This is a genomic window from Amphritea atlantica (assembly GCA_024397875.1).
Taxonomy (GTDB): domain Bacteria; phylum Pseudomonadota; class Gammaproteobacteria; order Pseudomonadales; family Balneatricaceae; genus Amphritea; species Amphritea atlantica_B.
The window spans coordinates 1,111,637-1,126,694 of sequence record CP073344.1; the positions used below are offsets into that span (position 1 = coordinate 1,111,637).

At 50.9% G+C, this 15,058-nt stretch carries 15 protein-coding genes; 10 read left to right on the plus strand and 5 right to left on the minus strand.

What is annotated here, in order from left to right:
• Positions 1 to 175: 175 nt before the first annotated feature.
• Positions 176 to 1,117: a helix-turn-helix domain-containing protein gene (locus tag KDX31_04930; GenBank protein UTW04355.1), complete on the plus strand. Its 942-nt coding sequence runs from the start codon at positions 176 to 178 to the stop codon at positions 1,115 to 1,117.
• Between the two features lie 115 nt (positions 1,118 to 1,232).
• Here the strand turns inward: KDX31_04930 and KDX31_04935 are convergent, their stop codons facing one another.
• Complete coding sequence (locus KDX31_04935; protein UTW05305.1) at positions 1,233 to 1,499, minus strand: carboxymuconolactone decarboxylase family protein; 267 nt, start codon at positions 1,497 to 1,499, stop codon at positions 1,233 to 1,235.
• Between the two features lie 291 nt (positions 1,500 to 1,790).
• Here KDX31_04935 and KDX31_04940 point away from each other — a divergent pair, with 291 nt between their 5' ends.
• From KDX31_04940 to KDX31_04965, 6 genes are all read left to right on the plus strand, one after another.
• A complete protein-coding gene (locus KDX31_04940) occupies positions 1,791 to 3,149 on the plus strand; it encodes an allantoin permease (protein UTW04356.1) in 1,359 nt (452 codons plus the stop codon).
• 125 nt (positions 3,150 to 3,274) lie between these two features.
• Positions 3,275 to 4,429 carry a hypothetical protein gene (locus tag KDX31_04945; protein ID UTW04357.1) on the plus strand — a complete coding sequence of 385 codons (1,155 nt, stop codon included), beginning with the start codon at positions 3,275 to 3,277 and terminating at the stop codon, positions 4,427 to 4,429.
• A gap of 632 nt (positions 4,430 to 5,061) precedes the next feature.
• Positions 5,062 to 5,403 (plus strand): hypothetical protein, encoded by a 342-nt coding sequence (locus tag KDX31_04950; GenBank protein ID UTW04358.1) that lies wholly within the window; start codon positions 5,062 to 5,064, stop codon positions 5,401 to 5,403.
• 104 nt (positions 5,404 to 5,507) lie between these two features.
• Positions 5,508 to 6,023, plus strand: a complete 516-nt coding sequence (locus KDX31_04955; protein ID UTW04359.1) for a GNAT family N-acetyltransferase — start codon at positions 5,508 to 5,510, stop codon at positions 6,021 to 6,023.
• A gap of 415 nt (positions 6,024 to 6,438) precedes the next feature.
• Positions 6,439 to 7,674, plus strand: coding sequence for a hypothetical protein (locus tag KDX31_04960; GenBank protein UTW04360.1), 1,236 nt, complete (start codon positions 6,439 to 6,441; stop codon positions 7,672 to 7,674).
• Between the two features lie 402 nt (positions 7,675 to 8,076).
• A complete protein-coding gene (locus tag KDX31_04965; protein UTW04361.1) occupies positions 8,077 to 8,541 on the plus strand; it encodes an NINE protein in 465 nt (154 codons plus the stop codon).
• Positions 8,542 to 8,587: 46 nt separating this feature from the next.
• Here KDX31_04965 and KDX31_04970 read toward each other — a convergent pair whose 3' ends face one another.
• Positions 8,588 to 9,490: a LysR family transcriptional regulator gene (locus KDX31_04970; protein ID UTW04362.1), complete on the minus strand. Its 903-nt coding sequence runs from the start codon at positions 9,488 to 9,490 to the stop codon at positions 8,588 to 8,590.
• Positions 9,491 to 9,613: 123 nt separating this feature from the next.
• Here KDX31_04970 and speB point away from each other — a divergent pair, with 123 nt between their 5' ends.
• On the plus strand, positions 9,614 to 10,558 hold the full coding sequence (gene speB, locus KDX31_04975) for an agmatinase (protein ID UTW04363.1): 945 nt from the start codon (positions 9,614 to 9,616) through the stop codon (positions 10,556 to 10,558).
• A 65-nt stretch (positions 10,559 to 10,623) separates the two neighbouring features.
• Here the strand turns inward: speB and KDX31_04980 are convergent, their stop codons facing one another.
• A complete protein-coding gene (locus KDX31_04980; GenBank protein UTW04364.1) occupies positions 10,624 to 12,114 on the minus strand; it encodes a PLP-dependent aminotransferase family protein in 1,491 nt (496 codons plus the stop codon).
• A 101-nt stretch (positions 12,115 to 12,215) separates the two neighbouring features.
• On the opposite strand from KDX31_04980, the gene KDX31_04985 reads away from it, so the two are divergent.
• Positions 12,216 to 12,812 (plus strand): pyridoxamine 5'-phosphate oxidase family protein, encoded by a 597-nt coding sequence (locus KDX31_04985; protein UTW04365.1) that lies wholly within the window; start codon positions 12,216 to 12,218, stop codon positions 12,810 to 12,812.
• 76 nt (positions 12,813 to 12,888) lie between these two features.
• Complete coding sequence (locus KDX31_04990; protein ID UTW04366.1) at positions 12,889 to 13,722, plus strand: SEL1-like repeat protein; 834 nt, start codon at positions 12,889 to 12,891, stop codon at positions 13,720 to 13,722.
• Positions 13,723 to 13,724: 2 nt separating this feature from the next.
• Here the strand turns inward: KDX31_04990 and KDX31_04995 are convergent, their stop codons facing one another.
• Positions 13,725 to 14,366 (minus strand): hypothetical protein, encoded by a 642-nt coding sequence (locus KDX31_04995; GenBank protein ID UTW04367.1) that lies wholly within the window; start codon positions 14,364 to 14,366, stop codon positions 13,725 to 13,727.
• Between the two features lie 63 nt (positions 14,367 to 14,429).
• Positions 14,430 to 15,035, minus strand: a complete 606-nt coding sequence (locus KDX31_05000; GenBank protein UTW04368.1) for an HD domain-containing protein — start codon at positions 15,033 to 15,035, stop codon at positions 14,430 to 14,432.
• Between the last annotated feature and the right edge of the window lie 23 nt (positions 15,036 to 15,058).

Sequence of the window (15,058 nt, forward strand, 5' to 3'; positions counted from 1 at the left end):
TAAGTTTCACTATCCTGATGGCAGGATATTCAGTCAGGTAGGTTCCGGCGTATCTGACTGCTTTTTTAGTCTGATAAGGAGATTGGTAGACGATCAGCGTATTTGCCCTTAATAAAAACAGGGGTACAATTAACAGACATATGGACTCAATAACAATAAAGAGAGGCGTTCATATATGCACAACCGATACAGCACTCACCTGCTGCCCCAGCGGGAGCGGCAGGGTTACTGGAGAGAGGTCATTGAAAATGCCTACTTTCCATTAGAACTGGATTTTCGCAATCCAAATGAATTTCATGGTCATCTGAGTCAGTGGCAGATGGGCCGGGTGGGTATTTCGCGGCTGGAAAGTTCTGCGACCTGCTTCAAGCGGGTGAAGCAGCAGATCGATGAATCTGAACCCTACTTTCTGATCACTATTCCTGCCCAGGATCAGGTGCGTTTTTCACAGGCCGATCACACCATCGTCTGTAATCCCGGTGCGTTTATTCTTGAACGCAGTGATCTCCCGTATGAGTTTAGCTATAGCAAAGATAACGCCCTGTGGGTGGTCCGGGTGCCGGTCTCCCTGCTTCAGACCCGTATTCGTCAGCCTGAACGGTTTCTCTATATGGAGTTTGATAAAAGCAAAGGGATGGGTAATGTGTTCTTCAGCTTCCTGAGAACCATAGTGCAGCAGTCCTCCTATACCGATGACGCTGCCCACGGTATCCTCAGCGGTCAGTTGATTGATCTGTTAGCCCACAGCATGGAAAACGACGACCGGGTGCTGATGAGTAATGAGGCGAATCTGCGTAACGTCCATCTGTGTAACATTGAAGCCTTTGTGCGGGAGAATATTCAGCGCTCAGAACTCTCCCCGGATATGATCGCCGTGGCCTGCAGCATCTCCACCCGTTACCTGCATAAACTGTTTAAAGACTCAGACCAGACCGTCAGTCAATGGATAAAAGAACTGCGCCTGCAATCGGCTCTTAACGATATCCGCGCCGGCAACCGGCATACAACACTGGCAGAGATTGCTTACCGCTGGGGGTTCAATGACCAGGCGCATTTCTGTCGACTGTTTAAATCCCGGTTTGGCCGTACACCCAGAGAGATGCGGGAGGCAAAATAGCCCCCGTCTGGGATACCGCTCCAACAATACACAGCCGCATACCGGCCAGCTTTGCACCGCGTGTTGCATTGCTTTTAGTCAGTAGCCCTCCATCCAGCTTAGTGCTCTAGTCAACTTAGTCCTCAAGCCAGCTCAGCGCTGCCATTACCGCTGGCAGTCCTATGGTGCTGGTTAGCAGAATCAGCGTATGTTGTATCTCCTCTGTACTCGCTCCGGCTTGCCGGGCTCGTCTTACATGACTGTGTAATGCCCCTTCGGAACGGATGCTGGCGGCGGCAGCAAGCTGGATCAACTGAGCGGTCTTATCATCGATAGGTCCGGCATCCCTGACGGCTTTGCCCAGCTGCTCTACCGCCGTAGCGTAGTCAGGGTAGTGTCCCATGATCCGGGTAAACGTTTTCGGTAGCGGAGCTTCCGGTGGATGTAATATTGATTTGCTGGACATCAGAAGTACCTCCTGAAACAAACGAGGGTATTATCAGATTAGCAGCATTTGCCGGGATAGCCGTGCTTTTCAAACTATCCTGAAGCGATCCGTGGGGCAGACCGGAAAGAACGGTATTCACTGACCTACAAAAACTGATACACCTATCGTCAATAATCTGTGCGGTAGTTCTCTTATTCTGAATCAATCCCTATTCAGGGAAATTATTAATAATAAGAGAGAGTTGTTATGGCTGGTAATATAAAAACAAATAGTGGTTCGGCCACTCTGTCGGTGCCCCATGAGGAGCGCATGAACCGGGGCTCACTGAGTATGGCCTGGTGGGCAATCTGCAGTGCGATGTTCTGGTTGGTGGTGTCCGCGACCCTGGCGATGAACTTCGGCACCATAAATACGCTGATTGGTCTTGCATTGTCGGTAGTGACATACGGATTGATCAATGCGGTGATAACCCGTTATGCGATCCGCACCGGTCTTTCTGTGGCGCTGTTTTCCCGGGTACTGTTCGGCAAAGTCGGCGCGACGCTGGCAACCCTGATCTTCTTCGCGACAGCGATCTATTACTCGGTGTTTGAAGGGTCTGTGATCGCGGTGGCGATTCAGGCGTACTTTCCCTCACTGAGCATCGAACTGGCTTATCTGCTGGTGGTGTTGTACAGCGTGCCTCTGGTGTTTGGCAGTGTCCAGAACTGGCTGGATAAATTTAACGGTATTCTGCTGCCGTTCTATATTCTCGGCCTGATTGCGGCGGTAGCGGTTACCATTAATGAATACGGCTACAGCAATGCCTGGCTCAATCTGGGACCGGAAAGCGGTAATCCTGAGAATGGCTGGTGGAACTGTTTTACCTACTTTATGGGCGTCTGGATTCTGATGATGTACACCTGGGATTATGCCCGCTTTGGTAAGGAGGATGATTCCCGCTTTCATGCCAATATCAACTTCGGCATGCCGTTCTATCTTTTCACGTTTATGATCAACGGCGTGGTGGGGATCTTTCTGGCTGCGACGATTCCAACCGAGGGTGGTTTGTCTGAAGTCTCGGTGGTGCTGGCGATTCTGAAACTGATGGGTATCTGGGGCTTGCTGTTTGTCTGGGTCAGTCAGACCCGTATCAACACGGCTAACTTCTATCTGGCAGCGGAAAACATGCAGGCGTTCTTCGAGCGTTTTGGCTTAAGTTCAGTGCCGCGCTTTTTCTGGGCGATTGCCGTTGGGGCTGTGGTTTACACACTGATGTTGCTGAATGTTTTCAGCTTTATTCTTCAGGCCCTGGCCTATCAGGGAATCTTCGTGGTGGCCTGGGTGGCGATTGCCCTGGCGCATATCTTCTCGCCTAAGTATGACGAGCTGTTTGGCGGGCATATTGAGTGTTGTCCCCAGCGGGTCACTTCGTTCAATCCCTGCGGTCTGATCGCCTGGTTCTCCGGCGCGGGTTTAGGCATCATTATCCTGAATTATGCCAATGCGTCCCTGGCTTTGTTCTCCGCCCCGATCACTTTTCTGGTTTCATTCTGCGTCTATCTGATGCTGCTCAATAGTGCGAAACATCACTGGTTTGTCAGGGATGAATCGCTGACTAACTAGTTTCTGTTCCTCTGGCTGCAGCTTTTGCTGCGGCCGGCTTTCCAAAATTGCACCCTGTTATGCCGCCCCGGCAGGGCAGGTTGCGCCCTTAAAAACTTAAAAATAACAAAATGAAGGTAACTGATATGAGAAAACTGATTCCCGCTCTGGCTTTGGCTGCAGCCGCCGGACAGGTTCATGCACTGACTATAGAAGCCGGTGACTGGACGCTGGGTGTTTCCGGTAATGTGAACAGCCATGCAGTATTTGCTGAGTGTGATGATTCCGGCAATCAGGTGGATGCGAATGCGCTGCTGTGTACCGGTGAAAACGCATCGTCGGTTTCGAATGGTTATATTCCCGCTTCTCTTATGTGGACGGTAGCGACGCAGCAACAGGGTTATGATATCTCGGCTAATATCGCCCTGGAGCCGGGTCTGACCACCAACGCTGCGTTTAATGGGCAGGATGATGATCAGGCGATCCGGGCTTTTCTGCTAGCAAAGAAAGAGGGACTTGGGACGATTAAAGCGGGCCGGGATTACGGTGTGTATGCACTGGATGTGATTCTGGCGGATATGTCGCTGATCGGTGTGGGGGCTCACGGGCTGGTTAAAAGCCCGCTGAACACCAGCTTCGGCAGTGTGGGCTATGGTTATATCTTTACCGACCGTATCTCTCAGATCAGTTTCTCTAAGCCTCTGGGCGATAGCGCTGAAGCCACTATCGGTGTGTTTCAGCCGCTGGACCTGATTACGCTGGGGGCGGGTGTCAGCACCACGGGTGACAGCGGTTCCTCACTGCCGGGAGTGCATGGCAAGCTGCGCTTTAACGGCGAGAATGGCTTTGTCTCCGCCAGTTTTCTCAGCCAGACCGTCAAGGCGGGCAGTGCCGATTACACCGGTAATGCAGTTGATCTGACCGCCAGCTATACATTTAACGATCTGGGCGTAGTCGCGTCCTGTTTTACTGCAGATGGTGTGGGCACAGCAGGTCTGTTTATCGATGCGGCAGATGTGAATGGTGAAGCGCGTCGCTCAAAAGGCTGCTTTGGTCAGCTGACCTATCAGGCTGATGCCACTAAGTATGGTATCAGTCTGGGGCAGACCCGCCTGGATAAGACCGCTGCTGATCCCGACACGCTGATGAAAAGCCAGACCAAAGCGACCATCGGTGCTTATCATAACCTGACGGACAACCTGATGATGATCGCCGAGTACTCCCGCTTTAATGCGAAGAACCATGTGAATGATGAACTGGAAAACAGCAGTGTGAATCTGGGGCTGGCGTTCTTCTTCTAACCCCGACAAAAAGTATTTCCCCTTACTTTCAGGCTTACTTCGGTAAGCCTTTTTTATTGCTGTAAGAGGGCCTGTTTTTTACTGCTGACATTCCTCTGACAACGCAGCGCATTAGTCGTGGCTGCTCAAAAAGTCTGAGGGGTGTTTAACGTGGTAAAACCTAATAAGGTGCACAAGCAAGGACTCAGCAAGCTGCGCCGTTTTGGTTGGCCTAATGAGATACGCAATGAAATCTAAATTAGCGTTAGGTTACTTAGTTACTTAGTTACTATGGCCGCTTTTATGTGGTCTGGATTATTAATCGAAAGTGAATTATTAATAGGAACAGGTTTAGGTATGCTTTCGCTAATGGCGCTTCTCTCTGTACTCTTGATACTGGCTGCTGGAAGAGTAGAGAAAATGTCTGTTAGGGGGATTTCATTGGACGCAGTAGATAAGCGCACGAGTGCTTATCAGTTTTATTGTCACATCATACTGTTTTTGTTTATTTCAGTGGCTTGTATGTATGCTTCATATAAACTTTTTTCATAATTATTCTCATAAAAAAATTAAGGCCGCCCTGCGGGCTTGGGCCGTCGCTACGCTCCGGCCCTTTATGCAAGGCGTTAACTGACAGCAAGAAAGGATATGTTGTGGCAATTTCTAACGATAAAATAAAGAACCACGATTTTCTGAAAGATATGTACAGGGATGGATACTTTCCTGATTTCTTAGTGGATAAGATCAAAGGAGTATTGATCGATTTGTGTGAGCGAATTGAATCCGAAAATCCGCAAGATGACCCAAGTCTGCTGAAGCTTACTCATGCCTCGACCGAGTTTATCAATGCATTGGAAGAAGAGTTTGAAGAAAATGATAGCGAGTTAGAGACTGGCGCCAGGGAGGCCATGGCAGCAGACTTCGATTTTATTGTGCGCGCTTACGGCTTCGATAGCGTAGACATTGAAGATGTAATCGCCACTCGGGAGTGGTAATTCAGTTAAAAAGAAAAGGCAGCATCGCCCCTGTGGGGCTGGACGTCGCATGCGCTCCGCCCTTTATGGCAGCGTTATGATTTTTATCGAAATAGGTAGGTTACATGACAATATCGTTTGCAACTCAAAGGCTGAGAGTGGTTGAGGTTGTTGGTGGGCTTGCTTTGTCTGAGCGTTCGGTTTTGCTTGTACGAGTACCTGAAATTCTCACGCCATCCGTTGTTGAGAATCTTCCTCCATATTTTCATGGTATTGCCTCTGGTGAGTTAGCTGAAGTCTGGCTTGACCGAATGTTATTGGAGAGCCGCTTACTTCAAGTGAAAACCGAGAGAGACGAAATAATTGGTTTCTTGTTCGCTTACGTAGAAAATGAAAGTTATGCCCATATTGGCTATTTGCTTGCTGAAGAATACTGGGGTAAAGGCTTAGCTAGTGAATTAGTGCATGGTTTCATCGGGGAAGTAGCTAAAACTGAGTCATGGTTAAAGCTCATTGGTGGTGTTGACAAATCTAATGTTGCATCAGCTAAATTACTTAAAAAGTTAGGTTTTGTGGAGCAATCTGCTGATGAAAGTGGCGTACTTTTTTATGAATATACGATTCCCCGGCTACAATCATAACGAGGCTTTCAAATATATGGGACAGGCATATTCTAAATCCAATCAAACCAAGGCTACATATTCCTTTGTTATATGGTTCATATCAATACTATATTTTTGTTCGATCCGATTGAGGCCTGTATCCCGGATATCCACGCATTACAAACCAATGCATCCCATAGACTGCCGGTCGTCTACTTTATTGTTTGAAGCGCTTGAGTGGAGTGTTACTGCAAAAGCAGTTTCAATTTGGCTGCACCTGCAAAATGTCGCTGTTTATGCCGTTTCACATATCCTTCTATGTGTGCGCTATGGCCAATAAGGATGGCAATATGCATACCTTGCGGTCGCATCAGTTCCAACCAATGGTTCATATAAATCCCCAGCCTGTCCAATATCGGTGTTATCCGGCCTTTGTAATAACTGAGACGTGACCATGACAGCAGGTGATTTTTCCATATTAGACGGTTCCCTGATCGCACTTTCTGTGATCATCGCCATCAGCATGCTCAGACCCGGCATTCGCGACGCTCCATTCTGGCGCGCCACCGTCACCCCGCTGGCCTCGATAATCGGGAGCGGCTTCCTGGTAGTGGTGCCATTACTGGCCAGTATCACCGGATCTGAATCCGTGCTTGCCATTGTCTGCATCATACTGCTGTCTTTCTGGATCGGCGGCGCCGTACGATTTAACATCCTGCACGATGGACGCATTCATACCGCAGCAACGGATAATACCGTTGTCAGGATGCTGGAACGCCTGTCCGATGTGGCACTGGCTTTCGCCTACGTGATATCGATTACCTTTTACATCCGCCTGATGTGCGGCTTTATACTCACCGGTCTCCATACCTTTACCCCCTTTAATGCAGATGTTCTGGCAACGGTAATTCTGTCATTCATCGGGATATATGGCTTAAGGCGCGGACTGCATGGTCTTGAACGACTCGAGGAGTACTCCGTCACCATCAAACTGGCGATCATCGCTTCACTGCTGGCGGGTCTTATCTACTATGATGGCAGTAACGGTTACGATCTTTCGGCACTGCCGTCTCCTGAGACCGGACTTTGGGAAGGACTGCGCCTGCTTGGTGGTATGCTGCTGATTGTTCAGGGATTCGAAACATCGAAGTACCTGGAGTCATCCTATGATGCCCCTCTAAGGGCTCGCACGATGCGTTTCGCTCAGATACTGGCCGGAGTCATCTACGTTGCTTTCGTGGCACTGGCGATGCCGCTTATGGCTCAGTTTGCGGACATTGTCCCAAATGAAACCGCTATCATCGACCTGTCCAGAAATATTACTCTGGTACTGCCTGTCATGCTGGTGCTTGCGGCAACTATGAGTCAGTTCAGCGCAGCCATCGCCGACACGATCGGTGCCGGTGGCATCGCCGAGAACGAGACTGCCGGACGCGTGTCCGCCAGGGTCATCTATCCCGTCATCACGGCACTGGCGGTAGCATTAATATGGAACAGCAATATCTTTCAGGTGGTTGCACTCGCCTCCCGCGCCTTTGCATTCTACTACATGCTTCAGGCCGTCCTGGCTGCCCGGCTTGCCTACAGGAAGGCCAGCGGCCGACGCCGTCAGTTACTGATAGGTTCATACTCGGGTCTGGCTCTGGTACTGCTCCTGATCGTATTATTCGCTATTCCCGTCGAGGCATGATGCGAAAGGTTTGGCTGATAATGGTATATATATTTGTGTATATATGGGACAGGCATATTCTAAATCTATTCAAACCAGAGCTACATGTTCCTTTGTTATATAGGTCACATAATTCCTATATTTTTGTTCGATCCGATTGAGGCCTGTATCCCGGATATCCACGCATTATAAATAAAAGCATCCCATAGACTGCCGGTCGTCTACAATGGTTCATATCAATACCCAGCCTGTCATAAACCTTTTACCCCGTTCTGCGATAGGAAATCGTTATCTTCAAAGTTGTGAAGAGTATACGGTGTTGTTTAAGCAAAAAAGTTTTGATCTTACCCGCTTTATGTTTAGCCTCATTGGCTGATATCCTAATGAAGATTTTTCTAATTTACTGAAAGGACATGAATATACATGGACAGTAATATCTATAGCGCTCCGGAAGCTAACGTTGAAAAAAGCACGGTGTTTTGTCGCGAGTGTGGCGAGAAAATATCGGCACTGGCATCAACCTGCAATCACTGTGGTCAGGTGCAGAACACGGGTGGTAAAAGTAAGGTGGCGGCAGGCCTTTTAGGTATTTTTCTGGGGGGCTTTGGTATACACCGCTTCTATCTGGGGCAGTGGTGGGGGATCTTCTATCTGCTGTTTTTCTGGACCTGGATTCCGGGAATTATCGCGTTTATTGAGGGTATCGTATTCCTCTGTACATCAGAACAGTCCTGGCTGAAGAAATACGGTAATACCAAGGGCACCTCGGCGCTGGTGCTGGTGCTGGTCTCGGTGCTGGTTATTATTCCGGTTATTGGTATTGTGGCGGCTATTGCACTGCCTGCGTATCAGGATTATGTCCAGCGGGCAGAGATGCTGCAACAGTAATCTCGGCGACGGGCAAGCAATTCAGGCTTACTTCGGTAAGCCTTTTTTATGGGTGTAATAGTGCTAACAGCCACTGCAGTCCCGGGTCATTTGAGTAAAGCGGGTGGTGCAGGGTAACCATCTCAATACCGGGTATTCCCGCAGGTGGGGAAATCAGCCTGACGGGAAGCATCTCGGCAAACAACAGCGCCATCTCTCTTGGTAGTGTCATTATGGCATCGGTGGCCGCCACTATCCGGGCGCCAGCCATGTAGTTAACGGTGCGGGCGATAAAGGTGCGCTGCAGTTGTTGTTCAGCTAGCCACTGATCTATCTGATCCGAGGGTACCCCGGCGAGATCTGAGAACACGACATGGTTTAGCTGGCAGTAGGTTGCCAGAGACAGCTGTTGTTCAATCTGTGTATTTCCCTGAGCAATCAGACAGGCGAGGGGTTCGCTGTGCCAGGGTCGGCTGATCAGCAGCGGGTCGACCGGCTGTTTGGTGTCCAGTCCGGCGATCAGATCTATTTCGCGGTTTTCCAGTTGCTTCAAATTGCCATCTTTACGAATAACCTCAATCTGAATGCGGATGCCGGGGGCGCTGGTCTGCAGGTTTTGCATCAGCACTGGCAGCGTCAGTGCTTCGAAGAAATCGGTACTGGCGATGGTGAAACAGCGATCAGAACGGGACGGATCAAAGGGTGCCGGGGGGCTGAGACTGTGCTCAATCATGCGGATCGCCTGTCGAATCTCCGGCAACATGGCAATTGCCCGGGGAGTCGGCTTCAGGCCGTTGCCGGAGCGCACTAAGAGCGGGTCATCCAGTTGCTGTCTTAGCCGGTTGAGGGCGTGACTCATGGCTGACTGACTGAGGAACATCCGCTCTGCAGCCCGACTGACATGGCACTCTGTCAGCAATGCTTCCAATAGCAGTAACAGGTTCAGGTCAAACTGGCGCAGTGGTTTCATCGGTGTGATCCTGGTATTTGCTCTAGGTATTAATATTATGCATGTCGTCATTATAACTATGCATTTCAATAATTATAGTCGGAATAGTAAGCTGATCCGAGTTAAATATTTGAGGGTTGAGGAATGTCTGATATAGCAACGACGACGGGTAATGCTGACCTGCCGATCTATGGCTCACTGGGAATGACCTTTATGGAGTTTCCGGTGGTGAGTGATCTGAGTGCTTCTGATGCGGAAGTCATTGTGGCCGGAGTGCCGTTTGATCTGGCGACATCGGGACGTTCCGGTGCCCGCTTCGGGCCGTTGGGTGTTCGTCAGGCATCAACGCAGCTGATCTGGGAAGGGGCGCGCTGGCCCTGGCAGTTTGCTTTGGATGACCACCTGAAAGTGGCGGATTCCGGCAATGTGTTGTTTAAGCATGGCGAGCCGCAGACGATGGTGGATAATCTGCAGGGGCATATCAGCGCAATCCTTGATGCGGGTAAATCATCCCTGACCTTTGGTGGTGATCACTTCATCACGCTGCCGGTGTTGCGTGCCTATGCTAAAAAACACGGGCCACTGGCGCTGATCCACTTTGATGCGCATACCGATACCTATTCCGGCGGCACCCAATATGATCACGGTACTCTGTTTCATCACGCCGTTGAAGAGGGGTTGCTGGATACGGAACATTCGATTCAGATCGGTATCCGTACTGTCTATGATGTAAAGGGACACCCCTTTGAAGTGCTTGACGCTGCCTGGGTGGGTGATCATGGGCCGCATGGCATTCTGGAGCGTATTCATGCCCGGGTGGGCGACAAAAAAACCTATGTAAGCTTTGATATTGATGGCCTTGATCCCGCTTTTGCGCCGGGTACGGGAACGCCGGTTTCCGGTGGGATGAATATGGACTGCGCCCTGAAAGTGATTCGTGGACTGCAGGGGCTGAATTTGGTGGGGATGGATGTGGTTGAGGTTGCGCCGGCCTATGATCATGCCGAGATCACCTCGCTGGCCGGTGCGACCCTGGCTCTCGAATATCTCTATGTGCTGGCAGCGAATAAGCTGGCTGCGGATAAGTAGTTTTACCTGAATACCGCTTTGCTTGGTATATTTGGCGGTTTATCCATCTGGATAAACCGCTTTTTTTATGTCGGAATATGATGCTCAATAATTGGCTTCAGGCGCGCCAGCCCGCTATCTATCTGGGCTTCATTATATCCGGCAAAGCCGATAACCAGTCCGCTACGCGGCGGTTGTTTATCGTAGTAATACGATAATGGGCGGATGCCCAGTCCTTCATTCATCGCCTGCTCTGCAATCGCTTTGTCATCGCTGCCCGGAGGGAGCAGAAAAACCCCGTGCATTCCGCCATCACTGGGTTCCCAGATTAATTGCTGTGAAAATGTTTCAGCTATTCGTAGTAACAGATAACTGCGCCGGGTTTTATAGAGCTTGCGCATCCGTCTCAGGTGGCTGGTAAACAGTCCCCGGGCCATGAAATCTGCCAGTGCCAGTTGGGGCAGTGAAGAGAGACCGCCATCCATAAACCCCCGCATCCGGTTAAAGGGCTCTACCAGTGCGGGCGGAAGCACCAGATAGGCGAGTCGCATAGACGGATGCAGAATGCGGCTGAAGGTGCCGGAGTAGATGACACAGTGCTCACCATCAAGCCCCTGAAGCGCGGTAAGGGGAGGCCCATCAAAGCGAAACTCGCTGTCATAGTCATCCTCAATAATGCAGCAGCCCTGTTCTCTGGCCCACTTGAGCAGTTGCAGGCGACGCTCAAGGCTCAGAGTGAAACCGAGTGGGAAGTTGCGGGAGGGGGTGATAAATGCCAGCCGGGCATCTTGCTGATCAGATAGCGCCGCATCAGTGCGGAAACCCTGCCGATCGATCGGCACAGAAACCTTAATGCCGCCGACGTTACTGATCGCACCATCAATACCGGGAAAGCCCGGGTCTTCAACCAGCACTTTGTCGCCCGGATCAAGCAGCATTGAAAAGGCCAGTTGCATCCCTTGTTGTGAGCCGGAGCAGATCATCACTTGCTGCATATCGCAGCGAATACCCCGGGTGGCGTTGAGGTAAGCGGCTATCTGCGAGCGTAGCGCGGGTTCCCCCATAAAATTCCGTCCGCTGCTGAACTTCATCTGTTTGCCCGCGTATGACACGGAACGTTGCCACTGTTGCCAGGGAAACTGATCCAGTGCGGCTATCGCCGGCAGTAAGAGTTGCTGCGGGTGCTGGTGATAGAGCGGCCGGATCTGTTCAAGTTGTTCGTTCATAGCAGACAAACGCACCGCTTTCGTGTCTGCAGCAGGGCTGTTTTGTTCTGTCGGTTGATTCAGTGAAAGCTGCGGCGAAACGTAACTGCCGTCTCCGTGACGGGTTTCGATGTAACCCTCAGCCTGCAGCATCTCATACACCTGTTTTACCGTATTGCGGGAGAGACTCAGCAGTTCAGCCAGTTCCCGGCTGGAGGGCAGACGGCTTTCTGCCGGAAGCTCTCCTGAAAGTATCCGTTGCTGGATATAGTTAAACAAGGCCCGATAGCGGGGCCGCTGAGTTGTACTCTGTTGCAGAAAGGGGGTGAAGCTTTCTGAGTGGGGCTGCTTCTTATCGACGAGCGCTTGCAAAAGTGGGCCTTATAAGTTGCTCTATATTGGGTCTTATTTGGATCCACTATAGCGGTTAATCTCATCCTTTCATACATAACACCGATGACTAAGGACGAACAATGAGTGAGATCGCAGTAACCGAACGAACCCGGGTGAAGCGTGGTAGGAAAATAGCGAACTATGACCGGGAGACAATCAATCGCATTATCGATGAAGCCTGGGTATGTAATATCGGGGTCAGTGCGGCCGGGCAGGCAATGGTGCAACCGACCTCTCACTGGCGCATCGGTGATGAATTGTTTCTTCATGGTTCGGTGAAAAATGGTTTGTTTCAGCAGGTGATGAAAAGTGAGACGGCCTGTATCACGCTGTTTTTACTGGATGGTCTGGTGTTTGCCCGTTCAGCCTATCATCACTCGGTGAACTTCAGGTCTGTGGTGATATACGGTAACGGCAGACTGGTGGATGATCCTGAAGAAAAACGCTCCGCACTGGATACGATGCTGGAAAAATACTCTCCTGGTCGTTCAGCTGAAGCACGCCCGCCAAATGAAACTGAGCTGAAGGTTACCGCGGTATTTGCTTTCCCGATTGAGGAGGTCTCCGCTAAGGTGCGTACCGGTGGCCCCAATGAGGAACCGGAAGATATGGCGCTGGATATCTGGGCGGGTGTCAAGCCGGTCACTTCTGTTGTTGGTGAGCTGATCCCCGATTAATAAAACCTGCTCTGTGATCATTGAGCCTGGCCTATACTGCCTGTTATCAGGATAGGGGGGCACAATGGTTTTCTGCATGAAACGTATAACTTTGCTGGTGGCTTTGACGCTATATGCAGCGCTATTGTCAGGCTGTAACGGCTTTCCTGGCTCAGCGATGAGTTCAGGTGACCGGGTGAAGGATAATCCTGAGGTTGCTAAACAGCAGTTTGGTCAGGGGTTGGCTGTGACTCAGGGGCGGGGGGCGTCACAGGATTACCAGCAGGGAGTCCGGCTGTTTGAACAGTCCGCTTTGAATGGCTCCCCGGAGGGCGCCTATCTGGCTGGGATGTCATACCTGACCGGCAGAGGGGTCAGTATCAGCTTCTCAGATGCGGCATACTGGTTAGATATTGCCGCCAGTAAAGATCACCCGGGGGCGTTGTACCAGCTTGCTGTGCTTTATATGAATGGTAAAGGGGTCAAAAAACACCGCTTATGGGCGGGTTTTCTGCTCAGTCGTGCTGCTGATCTGGGTCATACACAAGCCATGTTTGATCTGGGAGTCGTTTACGCCCGGGGATTGGGGCTTCCGCAAAGTCCTGCTGCTGCCTGGTATTGGTTTGCTCAGGCTGAAAAGAGTGGGGTGCCGTTATCGACAGAGCTGAAAAACAGAATGTACTCTCTCAGTACTCCTGCGGCCCGAAAATATGCCCGCCGGATAATGTCCTACCGTTCAGGGCGGATTGATCGCTCGATAACGCTGTTTTTGCAGCTGCGGCTGAATCAGTTGGGTTATGCATCGGGTCCGGCTGATGGTATCTGGGGGGGTAAAACCGATCATGCCTACCGCCATTTTACGCGCCAGGCACTGTTGCTAAGCAACCTTGAAATCAGTTGGCAGAACCTGCAGCTGATCAGAGATTTTTAACCTCAGGCTTCTGTAGCGCTGTCCGCTGTCGCTGAGTCTTGATTTTCGGCTTGCGGGCCTGAATCGGATTCAGGTTCTGCTTCTGCCGCTATGCCCAACAGGTCATTGACCGCTGAGACGACCGCTTCATTGATCTCTTTATTAGCGGCCTGGCCAAGAAAGCCCATCGCTGCCTGCTCCAGTTCTGCCTGTTCCTCTTCAGTAGACGCTTCCCTGGCGGCATAAACTGCGGCTTCGTACTGAGCAATCAGACCGACAGCGGAGTTGGGAGAGGCATGGGCCCGGGCCGTTGCAGATGCATGGGCGGCATTGAGCCGACCGAGGCTGGCAGCCACAGACTTTTGATTGTTGCCAAGGCCTTTACCATTTCCCAGACCATGATTACCTGCGGTAGCCGATCTTCCCGGACTATTATCATCGTGGCCAAACCCGTGACCATTGCCGTGGCCCGCGCTGGCTGAATTGCCATGGCCGCCGCTATTACCACCCCCGTTGCCACCGCCATTACCGTCATTACCGCCTTTGGCCTGAGCCTGATTTCCCAGATCGAAACCTGTAATTTGCTGGGTGATAATGGGCGTTGCCGTCAGCGCTAGCAGCAGCGTTGTGGCGCTTAAGACAGAAAACAGTGTTTTTAGAAACATAGCGATTGCCCCGGTTATGATTACATTCATTTTAGTGGGTTACTGGCGAGCCACAAATGAATTTTATTCTACCCGATAGGCGCTTTTGTCAATTATCCGGCAGAAGTGGTTGAGTAAATAGGGGTCATGCTTGATTCCCGATTCCCTGTTTATCTGCTCGATAATTTCCGTATGTTTATAACCCTTATGGTAGGAGCGTTTAAACGCCATCGCATCGTAACTATCGACGATACTGATAACTCGTGCACCTACCGGGATATCTTCGCCTGCAATTTTGTCAGGGTAGCCATTGCCGTTGAAGTGCTCATGGTGATGACGGATCATGAGGGCCGTCTCCGCGGCACCTTCCAGTTCGGTCGACAGTACAATCTGTTGGCCGATTACCGGATGGCGATGCATCACTGCCCAGTCATCTGTGTCGAGTTTTCCGGGTTTCATCAGAATCCGGTCGGGAATGCCGATTTTACCGATATCGTGAAATATAGAACTGATTCTGAGGGCGCTTATCTGGCCTTCACTCAGTCCGGCGGCTATGCCCAGTTCGGTTGCCAGTTTCTGCACCCGGTCAGAGTGATCGAGTGTCGACTGATCCCGGAAACCGAGTGCGGTTGCTAACGCTTTTGTACGACCTTCCAGTGTCTGATAGGTCAGCTTTTCAGCCGGACTCATGGATACTTCCTCTGTACAGTGTT